The following is an 18,738-nucleotide window of genomic DNA, read 5'->3' on the forward strand; positions in this document are numbered from 1 at the left end:
TCTTCCGCCACAAATTCACGAATTTTATTTTAAAAATAATTCGTGAATTTGTGGCGGAAAAAAAATAGTATTTAACCGTAATGCGGTTCTGTAATTGGTTTTGATTTTGGATCTAATGTTTCATCGTGTTGTGATAAATCCAATCCGATGTGTTCTGATTCTTCTGAAACTCTCAGCGGAATAATGAAATTAGTTACTTTAAACAAGAAATAAGCGCCGAAGAAAGTAAAGATTGATACTAGAAGCAACGCCATCATGTGATGTCCGAAAACATTCCATCCGCCATGAAGCAAACTTGCATTTTCGCCGTGAGCAAAAATAGCCGTTAAGATCATTCCCATAATTCCACCAACACCGTGGCAGGCAAAAACGTCAAGGGTATCGTCGAATTTTTTAGAATATTTACAGTTTACAGCCGTGTTAGAAACCAAAGCCGTGATGAATCCGAAGAACATACTTTCTGGTACAGAAACAAATCCTGCAGCTGGCGTAATGGCAACAAGACCAACAACGGCTCCAATACAAGCTCCTAGAGCAGAAACTTTTCTTCCGTTCATTCTATCAAAGAAAATCCAAGTTAACATCGCCGCAGCCGATGAGGTTGTGGTTGTGGCAAAAGCCATAGCAGCAGTTCCGTTGGCCGCAAGAGCAGATCCAGCGTTAAATCCGAACCAGCCAAACCAAAGCATTCCTGTTCCTAATAAAACAAACGGAATATTGGTTGGAATATGTTGGCTGTTTTTTCTTTTTCCTAAAACAATAACTCCCGCCAAAGCTGCAAAGCCAGAACTCATGTGCACCACTGTTCCTCCAGCAAAATCTTTAACGCCAAAATAGCTTCCTAAAACTCCAGTTGGGTACCAAACGGCGTGACACAAAGGAGCATAAATGAATATCGTAAATAAACTAATGAATACTAAATAAGAAATAAAACGAACACGTTCTGCAAACGAACCTGTAATGATCGCTGGACAGATAATGGCAAATTTCATTTGAAACAAAGCAAAAAGCATAAACGGAATTGTAGTAGCCAATTGTTTATGAGGAAGAACGCCCACATAATCCATAAAAGCAAAAGTGGTTGGATTTCCGAAAAAGCTATAAAAATGATCTCCAGAGCCAAAACCAACTGGCTCTCCAAAAGCCAAACTAAACGCCACAACAACCCATAAAAGTGTTACTACACCCAAACAGATAAAACTTTGAAGCATGGTAGAAATAACGTTTTTCTTGCCTACCATTCCGCCATAAAAGAAAGACAATCCTGGTGTCATGATTAAAACCAAACAGCTTGAAGTTAGCATCCAAGCGACATCGGCAGGAACAATGTGGTCTATAGTTCCAAATTCTGATAAAACATAATTATTTTCTGTTACTGTAGGCCAAAATGCACCGATCGTACATACGACACTGATCATAATAAAGGATATAATCCAGCGTTTTTCTATTTTCATTTTTAAAATACTTTGTTTAACCCTATTTTTTTTGGGGTCAAAGTTAGAAAAAAATACAGATTCTCGTTTTAAAGGCTGTTAAAATAGAGGTATAGGTTTTTATTTTGATTGATTTTGTAAAATACGGTACGTTTTTTTGACAGTATCTTATTCTAAAGTTACAAAAAAGCACTGTTTTTAACGAATTAATTAAAATTAATCTGTTAATCACATTGGTAAAGTGCTCAAAAAGTTACGTTTATAATAAGAAAACCTGAAAATGTTTTATTTTTTCTGAAGCTTGGCGATCAAAGCGTCTTCAATTGGAGCTTTTATCTTGGTTACAGCATTTACTTCGTCATTCGGAATAGTCATAGATAAAACATAATGCTGAATTTTCCATTCGTTCCCCACTTTTACCAAAACTCCAGAACCGCGACAGATTTTCATTTGCGTATCTAGCAACTCGTCAAACCAAGCTATTTTTCCGCTTTTGTCAAAAAAGATATGACGTTCTAAAGCTCTAAAGTTCCAAGTTGTTCCTTTATCAAAAAAAGGTTTTGCCCAAATTGCGAATTCTTTTTTGGTCCAATTTTCGGTTGCATCAGTTCCGATGTAAATGGCATCTGAATTTAAGACACTAAAATAAGCATCATATTTTACCTCAGCAGCAGCTTTATGCCAAGCGTCTAAGATTTGATTGATTTTGGTTTTGTCTGCTTGTGCATTCGCAAAAGAAACAACGAATAAAAGAAATAAAAGTGTTTTTTTCATGAGTAGTATGATTTGAGTTTAAAGGTATAATTTTTTTGAACCATATAAGTGATGTAAGGAAATTAAAGAAGTTATTGCCACAAAGACACTAAGTTGCTAAGATTTTAAAATAAACTTTGTGCCTTTGAGCCTTTGTGGCAAGTGTACGTAAAGCTTAAATTATCTTATATGACTTATGTGGTGTAATCGCGAAAAAACGAGTATATTTGAGAGATTTTAAACAATACCCCAATGAATCCAAAAATACTTATCAGTTCGTTAGCCATCACTTCCTTATTGTTTATTTCTTGTAAAAAAGAATTAGAGCCGCAAGAAAGTACAGCAACCTCAGAATTAGTAAGGTTAGGACTTGCAAAAGATACAACTAAAGCTGCTGCGCCAGTGGTGCAAAATCCTGCGGCAAACCCAAATACGGTTTTAAGCGATACAAAAGGGATTAATCCTGCACACGGACAGCCAGGCCACCGCTGTGATATTGCAGTTGGCGCGCCATTAAATTCGGCACCACCTCAGCAAGGTCAGGTTACGGCACAAGCTGGGCAAACAGTAAAGGTAGGCCAGCCTCAAGTAGTGACTACGACAACAACGCCAGTTAAAGTGGCTAAAGGAATGAACCCGCCTCACGGACAACCGGGTCATAGATGTGATATTCCTGTTGGAGCACCATTAAATTCTCCTGTTGCAAAGACAACGGCAACAAGTACAAATACAGCGCAAAGCGGAACCGTTACACAAAATTTTTCAGTAACGCCACCTCCTGCATCAAACCCAGTTCCTGCATTGTTAAGCACAGAAGGAAACGAAGCTACGGTTGCTGATGGAATGAATCCGCCACACGGAAAACCAGGTCACCGTTGCGATATTGCAGTAGGAGCACCACTGCCTAAATAGTTTGTTAAACCATATAAGTGATATAAGTTCATTTTAGAATTGATCTCAAAACAAAAAAACGCAAAGTATATTACTTTGCGGCTTCACTTTTTTTAGGAGTAACATTAAGTAAAGATCTTAAATTTACTTATATCACTTATATGGTTAAAAAAATAGATTAATATTCTTTTATTTTCTCGAAAGTGCTCGTCAACGATTTTTTGACTTTGGCCAATGCCCCGCTGAAAGCTTTTTCAAGAGTATCGGCATGCTCTGTCACGGTTATTGGCTGTAATTTTACAGGACGGACTTCAATCACACATTTTTTGTCATGCAATCCGAATTTTTCCCCGTTTTCATCTCCAAAATGAAGCTCTACACGAGTAATTTTATCTTCAAAACGATTTAAGCTTTTTTCAATTTCTGCAGAAAAGTAAGCTTCTAATCTTGCGTGTCCATCAATGTTTTTGTCTGTGTTGATTTGTACTTTCATAACGCATAATATTTAATGATTCATTCTCAAACTTATCGATTTTAAAGCTAAAAGACAAGCAGGTTAAGGAAATATTATGAAATTTTAAAATGATTTATTTTTCAATTTTGTAACTTCGATTTGGAAAAAATATACTCATAGTATTTTAATTTGCAATGACAAAAAATGAGAGTTTATTTAAAGAAAGAAACTACGATTTCTCCTTCTTCCCCCACTTAACTTTCATTTTTCCTTCATTATCATAAGCGATCAAATGCAGGACGATTCCTTTTTCGCGAACGGCTTTGCGTTCTTCTTTGGTGGCGAGTTTGGCGTCGTTTTTAGAATTTCTTAGCGGAACGGTAAGTGCTAGATTGGTGCCTCGGCCGAAAGAATAAACGCCTTCTGCATCCAGGTTAAGAACGCTCGAACTTATGGTGAGTTTGTTGACATCGACTTGTTCTCCGCGAAGGTTGAGCGAACCCGATAAATCGCTGAAAGTAATATTCTCGACATCGCGAAACGGAAAAGCAAATTTGCCGACTTTCATAATGGGTTCAAAGTTTATTAAGGCGCCTTGATTGACATTGAAGTCTAATTTCCCTTTTGTTGAATTCATTATCAAATCGCCTTTGCTGTTCATTAAGCCTACAACATTGGCAGTACTGGTTAATCGGCCACGAATGTTTTTCGGACTAAAAGATTTGATTCCGAAGTTGTTAAAAGATTTTAAAAAACTGGAAATATCTACGTGATTTATTTGAGCGTTTGAAGTAAAAACATAATTATTCCCGCTTGGCTGAACAGAACCGCTAAAATTAATGCTTCCACCAGAAGTTTGCAGTGTTCCGTTTTTGAGCAGGATTTTAGAATTTAGCATTTGCAGCGTTGCTTGTGTATTGGTGGCCGTGAGCGCGCCGTACGTGATTTTATCGGCTTTAAGATTGATCACGGCAGTACATTTTTCGATAACCGATCTTAATTGATTCGTAAAATTGACATTCTTTTTTGCAGGTCTTTTTTCGGCTACTTTCTGTTTTGGCGAATTTTTTAAAACGCCCATAAACTGTTTCACATCAATACTTGGACAATAAATATTCCAGTTTACAACCATTTTTTCGGGTGCATCGTAATACAGATTCAGGAAATTATCGATTTTTCCGTCAATGCGAATGACGTTCTTTTTGTGTTTGTAGGCAATTTTTTTGATGTAAAGCGCTTCTTGCGTAAAAGACAACTGAACGGCTGTATTTTCGGCATGAATGCTTTTTGGAAGATAATCGAAAGTGGCATTATCAATATCAACATCGCCCGTAAAACGAGGTTTGTTGATGTACAAATCGACAATATCAAACTGAAATTTCAAATTGGCTTTGGCGTGACCGCTATCAAAACGAAGGATTTTCTCGTTCATCATTCCGTTCAATTTCGAAATATCAAAGTCAGAATTTACAACTCCAGTTGCAATTGGTTTTTCGAGGTCATTAATCACGGCTTGTGCAATAGTTAGTGGCACATTTTCGTATTCGGCTTTAAAATTGGTCAAAATAATAGCCGAGTTCGGATCGCTGGATTCCTTTTCGGGTTTAAATGTGTTGGTAAAAATTCCTTTAAAACTGCAATTGGTAAACAAACCATCCGGAATGCTCAACTCGTTATTTCTCACATCTGCTTGTACAACAATTTTCGGGTCGCCTGCTACATTCAAATCGCCTTTAATGTCGCAGTTTACCTTAATCGGTTTTTTGATGCCAAATTTATTCAGTTTCGAACTGATATTTCCAGACAATAAATTAGAAGCATTTTGCCATAAAATATCGGTTCCAATATTGATTCCGAAAAGCGAATTGTTTTTCCCGATATTAAAGAAAGCCACAATATCAAAAGCATCAGAACCAATTTTAAGGCCTTCAGTATTAATGTCTATTTTCTGTTTGGCTTCAGCATACGAAATATCAAATTTGCCTTCGAGCACTTTGTCTTTGGCAAAACTTCCATGAACGGTATTAAAAGCCAGACTGTTGATTTTCGTTTTCAAAAACAAATTCGTCTGCCAATTGTCACCATCATAATTGACTTTAGACTCTAAACTTGCCACATCAAAATCAAACAATTTATGGCCTAGATGATTGTCGATAATCACATGAACTTCTGAGAGACTTACTTGATCGATTGTAGTTTCGGGTTTTTCTTTGTCGGTTTTTGGCTTTTTCTTTTTAGGCTTGAAAATATTCGCATTAGAATAACCATCTGCGGCTTTGTAAATGTAGATATCGGCGTCGTTGATCAAGATTTTATGAATATTAATTTCATGATGCAACAGGCTCCAAATGTTTAAACGTGCTTCGATTTCTTTTGCTCTCAGCAAAGTATGTTTGTGGCTTGGCCATTTATTGTCTTTTATTTCGACTTCATTAAGCGCAAGTGTGAAGTACGGAAAACCCGTTAAAAACTTATAATGGAAATCGGTTATATGAAACTTGCCATTTATGTTTTCGTTGATTTTGGTATTGACTTTGGCAATTATTTCTGTTTTATGTTGGTGGAAATAAATGGATAAACCTCCGCAAGCCAGCAGAAGAATTGCGATTAAGCCTAGGATAAAATAACCAAATCGTTTGGCATATTTTTTAAAAGAATCAGATTGCAGAAAGGATTTTGTTTTGGCTAAAGTTTCTTTCATGTTAATCGAATTTATGGATATACTAAAGATACTAAAAAAATGCTAAAATATATACTGATTTGATTTTCAGTTAAATAAATTGTAAATTTAACGTTATACAGTTTATAATTATTGACAATACATTTATAATGAAAACTAATTTAGTAATGGTGTTTGATTTATTTTAAATTTTTAAATTTGTACTGTAGTTTGAAAGTTAAATATTCAAACCTAATTTTAATCTTAATATATTATGGCATTAGCAATAACAGATGCTACTTTTGATGAAGTAGTTTTAAAATCAGATAAACCAGTAATGGTAGATTTTTGGGCAGCATGGTGTGGTCCTTGTAGAATGGTTGGTCCAATCATTGACCAATTAAGCGAAGAGTATGCTGGTAAAGTAGTTGTTGGTAAAGTAGATGTAGATGCTAACCAAGAATTTGCTGCAAAATATGGTGTGCGTAACATACCAACCGTTTTGGTGTTTCAAAATGGTGAAGTAGTAGGAAAACAAGTAGGAGTAGCTCCGAAACAAGCCTACGCAGATAGTTTAGATGCTTTATTGTAATCTTAGATTGCAATTTATATAAAGGAGGTTTGACGAAAGTCAAGCCTTTTTTATTTGGATTTCTTTCGCCACGAATTCACGAATTTTTGCTTTAAATAATTCGTGAATTCGTGGCGGAATTTTTATTTTTACGAATCTTATATCCTTCGAAAAATGAAAATTTTTTACTCCTTTCTTACTTTTTTCACAATGATTACGATTGGATTTTCGCAATCTAAAACAAAAGGAAATCTTATTTTAGAAAATGGTGTTTCAGAGCAATTGGCTCAGTTTAGAAAACAGCAGATTTCTAATGTTCAATACATTTTGGATTTTAGTATTCCTAATCAAAAGGCAGAAAATATTAGCTCCATTTTGGTTTTAAATTTAAGTTTATCAGATTTAAGCGAGTCGTTATATTTAGATTTTAAAGAGAAAACACAAAACATAAAATCGGTATCGGCAAATGGAGAAACGATTGGTATTACTCATGAAAAAGGGCATATTGTAATTCCTAACGGAAGTTTGATTTCAGGAAAAAATACTATTGCGATTTCATTCATTGCAGGCAATTTATCTTTAAATAGAAACGATGATTTTCTATATACTTTGCTGGTTCCAGATCGCGCAAGCACTTTATTTCCTTGTTTTGATCAACCCGATATAAAAGCAACTTACAAACTGAGTCTTTCGGTTCCAAAAGATTGGAAAGTTTTGGCTGGAGCCGATGTAAAAGAGAAACTTGAAAAAGGCGATTTTACGTCGTACACTTTCGGAGAATCAGACAAAATGAGTACCTATTTGTTTTCGTTTGTAGTAGGAAAATTCAATAGCGTGACGCAAAAGCCTGGAAATATGGAAATGACAATGCTGTATCGAGAAAATGATAAAGGAAAAATAGAAAGCAGTGTTGATACAATTTTCAATTTGCATCAGCAATCTTTAGATTTTTTAGAAAAATATACCAATTATAAATTTCCGTTTCAGAAGTTAGATTTTGCTTCGATTCCTGTTTTTCAATATGGTGGAATGGAGCATGTTGGTGCAATTCAGTACCGAGAATCGACTTTATTTTTGGACAACAGCGCCACCGACAGCGAGAAATTAAACCGAGCAAAACTCATTGCACACGAAACTTCACATATGTGGTTTGGCGATTTGGTAACCATGAAATGGTTTGATGATGTTTGGATGAAAGAGGTTTTTGCGAACTTCATGGCAGATAAAATTATGAATCCGATTTTCCCGAAAGTCAATCATAATTTGCAGTTTTTTACGGCGCATTATCCTAGCGCTTACGCGGAGGATCGGTCTTTGGGCACACACCCAATAAGACAGCATTTGGAAAATTTGAAAGATGCGGGTTCGCTTTATGGCGCTATGATTTACAATAAAGCCCCCATTATGATGCGTCAATTGGAAGCTTCGATGGGAAAAGAATCTTTCCAAAAAGGGATTCAAAAATACATTCAGAAATACGCCAATGACAATGCCGATTGGAATAATCTCGTAGAAATTCTAGATGCCGAAACGCCTTTGGACATGAAGAAATGGAGTGAGGTTTGGGTAAACCAATCGGGAAGAACTATTTTCTCAGATAAAATTGAATACGACGTTCAAAACCGAATCAAAAAATTTGAAATCATTCAGCAAGCCGAAGATAAATCAGAGAATGTGTGGCCACAGATTTTTCAAATTGGTTTAGTGTATGCTAACGATGTAAAAGTGCTAACGGCAAATATTACAGATAAAAATTTGGTTTTAAAAGAAGCTGTAGGACTTGAAAAACCGCTTTTTATTATTTACAACTATAATGGTTTTGGATACGGAGTTTTTCCGCTTGACGGGAATAATTTAAATTATATCGCAAGTTTAAAAGATGAGGTAGCAAGGGCTTCGACGTATAGCAATCTTTATGAAAATACTTTAATTGGAAATGTTTCTGTAAATCAAGCTTTCGAATGTTTTTTAAAAGCAATTCAAACTGAAGAAAATGAATTGGTTTTACGAATTGCTTCTAATAATCTGAATACGATTTACTGGAAATTTTTGAGTGAGAAACAGCAAAATAAAGTACAAAAACAGTTGATTGCTATTTTATATGATCGTTTACAAGCTAATTTATCTTCGAATATTAAAAAGACATTGTTTGGTTTGTTTAGTTCGGTTGCTTATTCAGATTCTGGAAAGGCGAGTTTGTATAAGGTTTGGAATAGGGAAATTTCGATTTCAGGTTTAAAATTAAATGAAGATGATTACACCAATATGGCAATGAATCTGGCTATTTTCAAACATCCAAAGGCCGATGAAATTTTAGAGCGAACTAGAAATTCAATTTCAAACCCAGATAAAAAGAAACGATTTGAGTTTCTGCTTCCGTCATTATCAAAAAATGAATCGGTTCGAAATGCTTTTATAGAATCTTTAAAAGAGGATTCTAATCGAGAAAAAGAATCGTGGGTTTCGGTTGGTTTGGCCAATGTAAATCATCCGCTTCGACAAGAAAGTGCGAAAAAATATATTAGATTTTCACTAGATTTGGTAGACGAAATTCAGCGTACGGGAGATATTTTCTTTCCGAAAGATTGGTTAGATAGCACTGTAGGGAAATATTCGTCGAAATATGCTTTTGATGAAGTGCAGCGATTCTTAAAAGAAAACCCTAATTTTAGTCCGATTTTGAAACGCAAGTTATTCATGGCGACAGATTTGCTTTATAAAGCACAAAATATTAAAAAAGAAACCGAATGAAAATTGAATCGGAAATAGAGAAAGTCTCGAGTTTTCAGCATCTCGAAATGCTGGCAAATCAGGTTGTGGAAGGTTTTATATCTGGAATGCACAAGAGTCCGTTTCATGGATTTTCGGCCGAATTTGCCGAGCATAAAGTCTATAATGCAGGCGAAAGCACCAAACATATCGATTGGAAATTATTTGCTAAAACCGATCGTTTGTACACGAAACGTTTTGAGGAAGAAACCAATTTACGCTGTCATCTTATTGTAGATAATTCGTCTTCGATGCATTATCCTGAACTGAAATCGAATCAGCCTTTTTATGAAAAGAAGATTGGTTTTGCGGTTTTGGCTTCGGCAGTTTTGATGAATATTCTAAAGAAACAACGTGATGCCGTTGGTTTAAGCGTTTTCTCTGATCATTACGAATATTACGCTCCAGAAAAAGGAAGCGATCGCCACCATAGAATGCTATTGAATAAATTGGAGCAATTGTTAGAACAGCCTAAGGCAAAGAAAACTACCGATACGATTACGTATCTGCATCAGATTGCTGAGAAAATGCATCGCCGTTCGATGATTATTTTGTTTACCGATATGTTTCAAACGCAGGATGACGAGAAACTATTCAATGCATTGCAGCATTTGAAGCACAACAAACATAAAGTGGTTTTGTTTCATGTGGTTGATAATCAAACCGAATTAAAGTTTGATTTTGATAATGCGCCCAGAAAGTTCATTGATTTAGAATCGGGAGAAGAGGTTTCTATTTTTGCTGATAATGTAAAAGAAGAATATGAAAAAAGGGTAGAAGCCTATTTTAAAAACTTGGCTTTAACCTGTGCCAAGAACCAAATTAAGTACGTTCCGGTAAATGTGGGCGATAATTTTGAAAAAATATTGACTACTTATTTGGTTGAAAAACAAAACTTTGGATAATATTTTAAAGAAATTTTTAATTTTTTTTATAAAAACACTTGCAGAAACGAAATTCTGTTATATCTTTGCAACCGCAATAACGCAGAGGTTTGGTAGTTCAGTTGGTTAGAATACATGCCTGTCACGCATGGGGTCGCGGGTTCGAGTCCCGTCCAGACCGCAATATTGGGAGAAGCCTTTCTATTAAGAAAGGCTTTTTTGCCCAAAAACGGTATCTAAGATTAGTTGTGTTGTTTTGCTACGACTTTGTAACTCGTAGCTGGTTTAGTAGTTAGACCAATGAAAAGCTTTCCACTTTTGTGGATGGCTTTTTTGATTTAAGACCTTTTGTAAAAGGTAAATTCCAATGATTTTGAATTCTTAAAATTAAATCCCAAATTCCAATTTGATCATACAGTTTATCATTCTGAGGAACGAGGAATCTCCGCAAGAAATTCTACAAAGATTTTACCGCAAAGAGCGCAAAGGATGCGCAAAGTTTGCAAAGATGTTTTTAAGGATACAAAGTCCGCAAAACTGTAATTTAATAAAGCTTTTACAGACTTTATGTTTTTGTTTTGCCGTGTCTTTGCGGTTAAGTAAAAGAAAATTCCTGCTTTTTGATTAAAACCTAAATTTTTAAAATATTGGATTTTAGTCGATTAAAAATTTCTCAAATTTTATTCATAAAAACGCTTGCAGAAATGAAATTCTGTTGTATTTTTGCACCCACAATAACGCAGGGTTTGGTAGTTCAGTTGGTTAGAATACATGCCTGTCACGCATGGGGTCGCGGGTTCGAGTCCCGTCCAGACCGCCTAAGTTTGTAAAAAGCTTCTCTTAATGAGAAGCTTTTTTGTTTTATACACTTAGTGAAGTTTAACCGCAAAGCACGCTAAGATTTTACGCAAAGTTCGCAAAGGTTTTACTCGGTCTAATTTGTCATTCCGAGGAACGAGGAATCTCACGCGGGATTCGACATAGATTGGAGAATTACTTTGCGGAATTTCTAGTGAGATTCCTCGTTCCTCGGAATGACAAACTGTGTGGTGATTGGAATTTGGGATTTTAATTATTAGAATTTATTTCTTTCCTATCTTTATATTATGGAACAAGAGCCTTTCAAAGTAGACAAATATTACATCAAGAAAGTAGATGCCGATAAAAAAAGCATTTATTGTCATCATGATATAATGGGCGAATTACTGGTTCCAACACACAAACATGACAAAGCTCAAATGCTTTATGCAGAAGGAGATGTGGTGTTTGTAACAACAGAAACAAAATCTTATTTTCTGCCTGCAAGGCATTTTATTTGGATTCCGAGTGGAGTGGAGCATAGCATTCACCCGAAGTCTGAGCAGGTGATGATGCGAAATCTCTATTTTCCGGTTGAAAAAGATGAAGATGAATTCTACAAAAGCGAGGGTATTTATCCAGTGAACAATTTACTGCTTCAAATGATGATGTTTACCAATCAGTGGAATGGTGATTTGAAAAAAGGAAGCCCGAGTTTTGTTATTGCAAAGGCGATAAAAGCGATTCTTCCACAGATATGCCATACCAATTTACCTTTAGAATTGCCTCAGGCTAAAGATGCGCGTTTGGGAAAGATTCTTCGATATATTGAAAATAACCTCGGAGAAACGATTCTTTTTGCAGATGTGGCGCATGAATTCGGATATAGCGAACGTTCTTTGTATCGCTTATTTCAGAAAGATCTCAAAATGTCGTTTATTCAATATTATACCATTCGAAGAATCCTTAAAGCGATCGAACTTTTGTTAGAAAGAAAGCTTTCTGTAAAAGAGGTAGCTCTGGAAGTTGGTTATAATAGTGTTCCAACTTTCAGTAATACTTTTTTCAAAATTTTAGGACAAAGACCTTCTGATTATTTAAATGGAGAGGAAATTTTGGAAAGATCTAAATAGTATATTTCATACAGTGCTTAATTGATTTCTCTCGCAGATTCCGCAGATTTAGGGGATTTTTGGATTGTGCTAAATTTTTCACGCAGATTTGTTTAGATCTAAGCTGATTTTGGAGATTTTTAAAATTTTATCTGCCAAATCTGCCAAATCTGCGAGAGAAAAATAAAATCTGCGTGAAATAACTTTAATCTTCAACTATTTGTTTTTCAGTAATTTAATATAACGTTTTCGCGAAATGGAATTTTAACATTTGTCCGAAATGAATATGTTATTGACTTTTTAGAATCTTCTGCCAAGGAAAAAATGAAGGAACTTTGCAGCATAAATTATTCAAATATCCATGTTCCTTACAAAAACAAACTCTAAAGAAGATTGTTTTCCCAGAAGCTTATTGATTTTACTAATGGCGTTAGTATTCAATAGTTTACAGGCTCAGGAAGTTCATACGGTTTCTTTACAAGAAGCGATGAAACTGGCGAAGGAAAACAATAAAAAAGTCCTTAAATCTCAACTGGAGATTACGCTCGCTGAGCAAAACATCAAAGAAAGAAAAGAACTTAGATTGCCAGATGTACAACTAAACGGGATGTACTCTAGAATTACCAACATTACAGAATTTAAAGGAAGCGGTTTCTTAAAAGACAAAGAAGTTACACCTGCAATTCCTGAAATCTATGAGGTGAATTCCACTTTTAAAATGCCAATTTACGTTGGAAACAAAATTAACAACGCGATTAAAATTGCGAATCAAGAAAACGAAATAGCAAAAATAAAATCGGAAAAAACAGAAAATGATATTGAACTGCAAGTTGTGGCTAATTATCTGGCGATTTATAAAATGATGGAACTTCAAAAAATATTTGAAGAAAACATCAAAGAAGAAAAAAACCGATTAAAAGAAGTGCAATCACTTCAGAAACACGGAACGGTAACCAAAAATGAAGTTATACGTGCCGAATTACAACTCTCAGATCGTGAATTGAATGCGCTTACAAACTCCAAAAACATTAAAATCGCACTTCACGATCTGAAGACGTTGATTCAGATTCCGGAAAATGAAGAAATTGCAATCGACACCACTGCAAATCTGGACGAAATGAACGGTGTAGATCCGTATGATTTTTACTTGAACAAAGCCATGCAGAATGAAGAAATGCGAATGGCTAGTCAGGAATTAAACATCAGTAAAACTGAACTGCAAATGGTAAAAGGGAATTATCTGCCAAGTGTAAACTTCTTCGGGAATTATGGTTTTTATTATCCTAACTACAAATTCTTTCCGCCAAATCCGTATTTGTACACTTTAGGTCAGGTGGGAATCGAGGCGCGTTTTGACCTTTCGGCTTTGTACAAAAACAAAACGAAAGTAGCCAAAGCGAGTACTAAAATCGATATGCAGAAAATGCAGAATGAAATCATAAAAGATGAAATTCAGGATCAGTTGTACAAAGAGCATACGCAATATCAGGAAATCCTTGAAAAGTTTGTTGTGGTTGACAAAGCTTTGGATTTAGCCGAAGAAAACTATCGAATTGTAAAGCTGAAATACTTAAATCAGTTGGTTTTAATTACCGAAATGGTCGATGCTGATAATGCTTTGCTTCAAGCGAAATACAACAAAATTGCTACGCATTTGGATGCTGTTTTGAAACATTACGAAATGATGCACACGGCGGGGATTATGCCTCAGAGCTAAATGCTAGACGTGAAAGATTAGGCTAAAGCCTTAGATGAAAGAAGAAAGAAGCAAGACTTGAATAGAAGCAAGAGAAAAGACTTAAAGAACTAAGATAAAGAGATAAAAAGATGGTTAAGATAAAAAATGAAACTAAAAGAAATAGGACGTTTCATATACTGATAACAATTATTGCGTGTACGCTGGTTATAAGCGGGGTTATTTTGGGAATTTGGTTTTATGTGTTTAACCGAAACCACGAAGAAACCAATGACGCTCAGGTAGAACAATACGTTACGCCAATTATGTCTAGAATTACAGGTTATGTGCAGGAAGTTCGTTTTGACGAAAACCAATTTGTGCATAAAGGAGACACTTTGGTCGTGATTGATAACAGAGAATACAAATCGAAATTGAATGTGGCTCTTGCCGATGTTCAAAACGCGCAGCAAAATAGTGTTGTGGCTCAAAAGAATGCAGTCAATACAGCAAGTGCAACGGCAATTAACGAAGCGCAATTGGAAGCTGCGAAAGCGAACCTTTGGAAAACAAAATTAGAATACGAAAGATATAAAGCTTTGGTAACCGAAGAAGCGGCAACTTCTCAGCAATTAGAAAAAGTAAAAGCAGATTACGAATCGGCTCAGGCACATTTTTCAGAAATGAAAAACAGAATTCATTCGGCTTCTTTAAGCACTTCTGTTGCCGAGGCGAATGTTCCAACAACGCAAACTAATATTGCTTCAAAGCAAGCGGTGGCAGATAATGCGGCATTATTTCTTTCGTACACAGTAATTACAGCGCCTTACGATGGTTGGGTTGGAAAAAGAACTTTACAGCCAGGACAAATGGTAAAAGAAGGGCAGTCTTTGCTTTCTATTGTAAGTAAAGAAAAATGGATTACAGCCAATTTTAAAGAAACGCAATTGCAGTATTTAACCGTTGGGCAAGAAGTAGAAATCAAAGCTGATGCTATAAATGACAAAACTTTTGTGGGAACAATTGCTTCGTTATCGCCTGCGAGCGGTGCGAGATTCTCATTGCTTCCTCCAGATAATGCAACTGGAAACTTTGTGAAAATCGAACAGAGAATTCCAGTTAGAATTCAGTTAAAAGAACAAGATAAACAAACCGATTTTTTAAGAGCAGGAATGAACATTACGGTTGTTGCTGCGCACAAATAAAATGGAAGATAAAAGTATATTTAAATCATGGGTTCCAAAATGGGCGATCATAACTATTTTGTTCGTTTGTTTGCTGCATTCCATGATTTTATTGGGAGTTTATACGTCAAACGTAACGTATGCGGCAAGTTTTCTGGATATTGAGCCCGAAGATTTGCAGTTCGCTATGTGCGTTACCTACGGAACTTTGCTGGCAACTATTTTGATAGAAAGCCGATTTTCGAGCTTTTTCCCAACCAAAAATTATCTGATGGGCGTGTATTCTCTAATCGGAATTACGATTGTTTTATCGGGTTATGTTACCAATTTTTCGGTTTTTTTATTGCTAAGAATTGTAGAAGGTGTTCTTATGGCGCTTCCTGCCATTACAATCAGACAATTGATTATTCAGCAATTCAATTCTAAAAACGCCATTATTATAGGATTTTCATTTTATTATGGCTCACTATTATTGTCTACGCCTTTTATTATGAATATTGCTGTGTGGTTTCTCGATCATTACGATTGGAAATACATGCTGTATGTTTCGGGCGGACTTCAGGTTTTAAACGTCTTTTTAATCTTAGTTACTTTCAGGGGGCACCGAATTACAAAGAAGATTCCGTTGTATCAAATCGACTGGATGAGTTATTTTTTGGTTTTAATTTCGATTCTTTGCGGTGCCTACTTTTTTGTGTATGCCGAGAAAAAATATTGGTTTCAATCGTCAGAAATGGTTTTGGCGTTGATGATTTCCCTTATCACAGGCGGATTGTTTATCTTTAAAGAACGTTTGGTAAAAAGACCAAGTTTTGATTTTGAAGTGATAAAATACGCCAATCTGCGAATAGGATTTTTATTGTTTTTCCTTTTCTATATCAGCAGAGCAACGTTGAGTCTTTGTCATTCGGCGATGTTTTCCATCTGGAATTGGGATCCGTCGCGTGTGGCAGGCGTGCAGTACATAAACGGATTAGGAAACGTAATCGGACTTGTTCTGGCTGCTTTCTTCCTGATGAAATCTGTTTCGACTAAAATTATTTTCCTGATTGGTTTTACGCTCATTGCTATTTTCCATTTCTGGTTTACGTTTCTTTTTGTGCCAGATATTGCGTTGAGCGATATTATCATTCCGTATATTTTGCAAGGAATCGGTGTTGGGTTTTTATTTGTTCCGCTCATCTTATTTACCACATCATCGGTTCCGGCAAATATGGCAGTTTCTTCAGGAATTGTTGGAGTTTCGGGCCGTTTCTGGGGAAGCACAGTTGGTTTCTGCGTCATGCAGAATGCGATGGTTTTCTTAAATAAAAAACATTTCTTGAAGCTAAGCCAATTTGTAACAGGCGAAAATCCAGAAGCACAGCAAGCCATTGCAAGCACAACGCAAAGTTTTATGGCCAAAGGTTATTCGGCAGATAATGCCAATGTTTTAGCAATGAAAAAGGTTTTCGACACAATCGCCAAACAATCGACTTTATTGGCCGATATGGAGATTTATACCATTGTAGGTTACGGTTTAGTGGTTTTGATTATTCTAATCGCCTGCAATCAACATTTGAGACAGACGATGACTTTGGTAAAAAGTAAAATTTGGATAGGGTAAATTTTGTTTCATGTTTCAGGTTTAAAGTTTCAAGTTTTGCTAATCTTTGTCTTTTAATCTTATTATCCCGATAGCTATCGGGATAATAAGATTAAAGGGGATTTTTTGTTTCACGCAGATTCTGCAGATTTTAGCAGATTTAATTTTTGAGATTTTAGAAATAAATAATCTGTGCACATCTGATTAAATCTTTTTAAATCTGCGTGAAAAAAACTTTGCGTCTTAGCGCCTTTGCGAGATTCAAATAATCTGCGCATATCTGATTAAATCTTTTTTAAATCTGCGTGAAATAAAACTTTGCGTCTTAGCACCTTTGCGAGACTAAAAAATCTTAGCGCATCTCCGCGAAAAACCTTTGTGAATCTCTGTGTAATAACCGCTTTATTGCCTTATCTTGCACCCGTTTAAAAAACAAATAAAATTATGAGCCAGCAATGTGTAATTTTTGATATGGACGGCGTGATTTGCCACACCAATCCGCATCATGTAGTCGCTTTTGAGAAGTTTTTCGATAAATATAATATTCCGTACACCAATGAAGAATTTGAAGAACATATGTACGGAAAACACAATAGTTATATCATGACGCATTTCTTCAAGCGCCCAATTTCGGGAGAAGAATTAACGAAATTGGAAGACGAAAAAGAAGGAATGTTTCGTGAGATTTACAAAGACAAAGTCGAAACGATTCCGCATTATATGCAGTTTTTAGAAGAGCTAAAATCCCGCGGATTCAAAACAGCGGTTGCCACATCGGCTCCGCGTGCCAATTTAGATTTGATTGCCAATTTTTTGAAACTCGACCAAAAAATGGATTCGATGATGTCTAGCGAAGATGTTACGTTTCATAAACCAAATCCAGAAGTGTATCTGAAATCGGCAGAGCGCGTTGGCGTTTCCCCGTCTGATTGTGTCGTTTTCGAAGATTCTTTTTCGGGCATTACAGCAGGATTAAATGCGGGAATGAAAGTAGTTGGCGTTCTCAGCACTCATAAAAAAGAAGAATTGCCACCATGCGATTTTTATATTAATGATTATAGCGAAGTCAACGTTGGGAAGATTATTGAGTTGTTAAATTCCAATAAATAAAACCCAAATTCCAAATTCTAATCGCAAACTAAACGAGCGACCTTTGTCAAAGTTTTAAACTTTGACAAAGGTTTTTTTATGCAGCTCAATTATCTCAATTTTATCATTCCGACGAAGGAGGAATCACACGCGGGATTCGACACCAATAGGAGGCTGATTTTGCCTACTCTTTAGAAATGCTTTTTATCTGAATGTTTCTAAAATCAATTGGCGAACGCTCGTAGTTTAAAGAAATCTTTCCTTCAGTAGAAGAAGCCTCTGTGCATTCGTTTATTAATTTTCCGTTTAAATATTGCGTGATTTTTCCGTTCAAAGATTTAATTACAACTACATTCCATTCGCCGTACGGTTTCTCATTTTCCAAAAACTTAGGAGAAACCACACTTGCGCCAGCTTCGATTAATTTTCCGTTTACTTTTGCCGTTACCTGATCTAGAAAGATAAAATCTCCCGTGGTGTTTTCTTTTATCTGAAACTGAATTCCTTTTGGCCAAATTTTGTCAGATGCATCCAGCGGAATATTGTACATAACACCACTGTTTTTTGTTCCTTTCATTTTGTATTTCTCTTCCATATTCCATCTGTACTCCAATTCCAGCTCAAAGTTTTTATAACTTTCTTTAGTCATCAAACAACTTGGATCTTCTCCATACATGCGAATCATTCCGTCTGTGAATTCATAAACTTTTGAAGGTTCTTGTCTGGTCGTATTCGATTTGGTAAACGCATACCAATCGTTTATTTCCAAGCTTTTTCGCTGCACAACGCAAGAATTTAAAATGAAAACAAGAAGAACTGCAAAAACTGATTTTTGAAACATAACGATAAGTTTGAAACGATAGACTCGTTTGATTGACGAT

Annotated in this window: 14 protein-coding genes and 2 tRNA genes; 11 read left to right on the forward strand and 5 right to left on the reverse strand. The window is 35.7% G+C overall.

All coding sequences use genetic code 11. The features are described from left to right. Positions 1–71 precede the first annotated feature (71 nt). Positions 72–1,454, reverse strand: coding sequence for an ammonium transporter (locus J7574_RS03920; protein ID WP_290964489.1), 1,383 nt, complete (start codon positions 1,452–1,454; stop codon positions 72–74). Between the two features lie 264 nt (positions 1,455–1,718). Continuing rightward, on the reverse strand, positions 1,719–2,207 hold the full coding sequence (locus J7574_RS03925; protein ID WP_290964492.1) for a nuclear transport factor 2 family protein: 489 nt from the start codon (positions 2,205–2,207) through the stop codon (positions 1,719–1,721). A gap of 231 nt (positions 2,208–2,438) precedes the next feature. Between J7574_RS03925 and J7574_RS03930 the strand changes: the two genes are divergently transcribed. Beyond that, entirely contained in the window at positions 2,439–3,098 is a 660-nt protein-coding gene (locus J7574_RS03930; protein ID WP_290964495.1) for a hypothetical protein, read from the forward strand. A gap of 157 nt (positions 3,099–3,255) precedes the next feature. Here the strand turns inward: J7574_RS03930 and J7574_RS03935 are convergent, their stop codons facing one another. Both J7574_RS03935 and J7574_RS03940 read right to left on the reverse strand, forming a co-directional pair. Next, on the reverse strand, positions 3,256–3,570 hold the full coding sequence (locus J7574_RS03935; RefSeq protein WP_290964497.1) for an HPF/RaiA family ribosome-associated protein: 315 nt from the start codon (positions 3,568–3,570) through the stop codon (positions 3,256–3,258). Positions 3,571–3,760: 190 nt separating this feature from the next. Further along, complete coding sequence (locus tag J7574_RS03940; RefSeq protein ID WP_290964499.1) at positions 3,761–6,232, reverse strand: AsmA family protein; 2,472 nt, start codon at positions 6,230–6,232, stop codon at positions 3,761–3,763. Between the two features lie 232 nt (positions 6,233–6,464). On the opposite strand from J7574_RS03940, the gene trxA reads away from it, so the two are divergent. The 10 genes from trxA (at position 6,465) to J7574_RS03990 (ending at position 17,878) form a co-directional block, all read left to right on the forward strand. Next, complete coding sequence (trxA, locus tag J7574_RS03945; protein WP_008466289.1) at positions 6,465–6,782, forward strand: thioredoxin; 318 nt, start codon at positions 6,465–6,467, stop codon at positions 6,780–6,782. A gap of 153 nt (positions 6,783–6,935) precedes the next feature. Beyond that, positions 6,936–9,512: a M1 family aminopeptidase gene (locus J7574_RS03950; RefSeq protein WP_290964504.1), complete on the forward strand. Its 2,577-nt coding sequence runs from the start codon at positions 6,936–6,938 to the stop codon at positions 9,510–9,512. Next, positions 9,509–10,435 carry a DUF58 domain-containing protein gene (locus J7574_RS03955; RefSeq protein WP_290964506.1) on the forward strand — a complete coding sequence of 309 codons (927 nt, stop codon included), beginning with the start codon at positions 9,509–9,511 and terminating at the stop codon, positions 10,433–10,435. The genes J7574_RS03950 and J7574_RS03955 overlap by 4 nt, the downstream gene beginning before the upstream one ends. Before the next feature lie 86 nt (positions 10,436–10,521). After that, positions 10,522–10,595 (forward strand) — tRNA-Asp (locus tag J7574_RS03960). 562 nt (positions 10,596–11,157) lie between these two features. Then, a tRNA-Asp gene (locus J7574_RS03965) sits at positions 11,158–11,231 on the forward strand. Positions 11,232–11,520: 289 nt separating this feature from the next. Continuing rightward, entirely contained in the window at positions 11,521–12,345 is an 825-nt protein-coding gene (locus J7574_RS03970) for an AraC family transcriptional regulator (RefSeq protein ID WP_290964509.1), read from the forward strand. Positions 12,346–12,748: 403 nt separating this feature from the next. Then, entirely contained in the window at positions 12,749–14,041 is a 1,293-nt protein-coding gene (locus J7574_RS03975) for a TolC family protein (protein ID WP_290964512.1), read from the forward strand. 110 nt (positions 14,042–14,151) lie between these two features. Further along, positions 14,152–15,204, forward strand: a complete 1,053-nt coding sequence (locus J7574_RS03980) for an HlyD family secretion protein (protein ID WP_290964515.1) — start codon at positions 14,152–14,154, stop codon at positions 15,202–15,204. Between the two features lies 1 nt (position 15,205). Next, positions 15,206–16,789 carry an MFS transporter gene (locus J7574_RS03985; RefSeq protein ID WP_290964518.1) on the forward strand — a complete coding sequence of 528 codons (1,584 nt, stop codon included), beginning with the start codon at positions 15,206–15,208 and terminating at the stop codon, positions 16,787–16,789. Positions 16,790–17,212: 423 nt separating this feature from the next. Beyond that, positions 17,213–17,878 (forward strand): HAD family phosphatase, encoded by a 666-nt coding sequence (locus J7574_RS03990; protein WP_290964520.1) that lies wholly within the window; start codon positions 17,213–17,215, stop codon positions 17,876–17,878. A 163-nt stretch (positions 17,879–18,041) separates the two neighbouring features. On the opposite strand, the gene J7574_RS03995 is transcribed toward J7574_RS03990, so the two are convergent. After that, on the reverse strand, positions 18,042–18,698 hold the full coding sequence (locus tag J7574_RS03995; protein ID WP_290964523.1) for a DUF1080 domain-containing protein: 657 nt from the start codon (positions 18,696–18,698) through the stop codon (positions 18,042–18,044). Positions 18,699–18,738: the final 40 nt, after the last annotated feature.

This window comes from Flavobacterium sp. (genome assembly GCF_017744675.1).
Lineage (GTDB): Bacteria > Bacteroidota > Bacteroidia > Flavobacteriales > Flavobacteriaceae > Flavobacterium.

Bases quoted from the DNA above. Each gene is read 5' to 3' on its own strand.
- J7574_RS03940 (WP_290964499.1), bottom strand. From the start codon at position 6,232: ATGAAAGAAACTTTAGCCAAAACAAAATCCTTTCTGCAATCTGATTCT.
- J7574_RS03930 (WP_290964495.1), top strand. From the start codon at position 2,439: ATGAATCCAAAAATACTTATCAGTTCGTTAGCCATCACTTCCTTATTG.
- trxA (WP_008466289.1), top strand. From the start codon at position 6,465: ATGGCATTAGCAATAACAGATGCTACTTTTGATGAAGTAGTTTTAAAA.
- J7574_RS03985 (WP_290964518.1), top strand. From the start codon at position 15,206: ATGGAAGATAAAAGTATATTTAAATCATGGGTTCCAAAATGGGCGATC.
- J7574_RS03925 (WP_290964492.1), bottom strand. From the start codon at position 2,207: ATGAAAAAAACACTTTTATTTCTTTTATTCGTTGTTTCTTTTGCGAAT.
- J7574_RS03995 (WP_290964523.1), bottom strand. From the start codon at position 18,698: ATGTTTCAAAAATCAGTTTTTGCAGTTCTTCTTGTTTTCATTTTAAAT.
- J7574_RS03975 (WP_290964512.1), top strand. From the start codon at position 12,749: ATGGCGTTAGTATTCAATAGTTTACAGGCTCAGGAAGTTCATACGGTT.
- J7574_RS03950 (WP_290964504.1), top strand. From the start codon at position 6,936: ATGAAAATTTTTTACTCCTTTCTTACTTTTTTCACAATGATTACGATT.
- J7574_RS03990 (WP_290964520.1), top strand. From the start codon at position 17,213: ATGAGCCAGCAATGTGTAATTTTTGATATGGACGGCGTGATTTGCCAC.
- J7574_RS03920 (WP_290964489.1), bottom strand. From the start codon at position 1,454: ATGAAAATAGAAAAACGCTGGATTATATCCTTTATTATGATCAGTGTC.
- J7574_RS03935 (WP_290964497.1), bottom strand. From the start codon at position 3,570: ATGAAAGTACAAATCAACACAGACAAAAACATTGATGGACACGCAAGA.
- J7574_RS03980 (WP_290964515.1), top strand. From the start codon at position 14,152: ATGGTTAAGATAAAAAATGAAACTAAAAGAAATAGGACGTTTCATATA.
- J7574_RS03955 (WP_290964506.1), top strand. From the start codon at position 9,509: ATGAAAATTGAATCGGAAATAGAGAAAGTCTCGAGTTTTCAGCATCTC.
- J7574_RS03970 (WP_290964509.1), top strand. From the start codon at position 11,521: ATGGAACAAGAGCCTTTCAAAGTAGACAAATATTACATCAAGAAAGTA.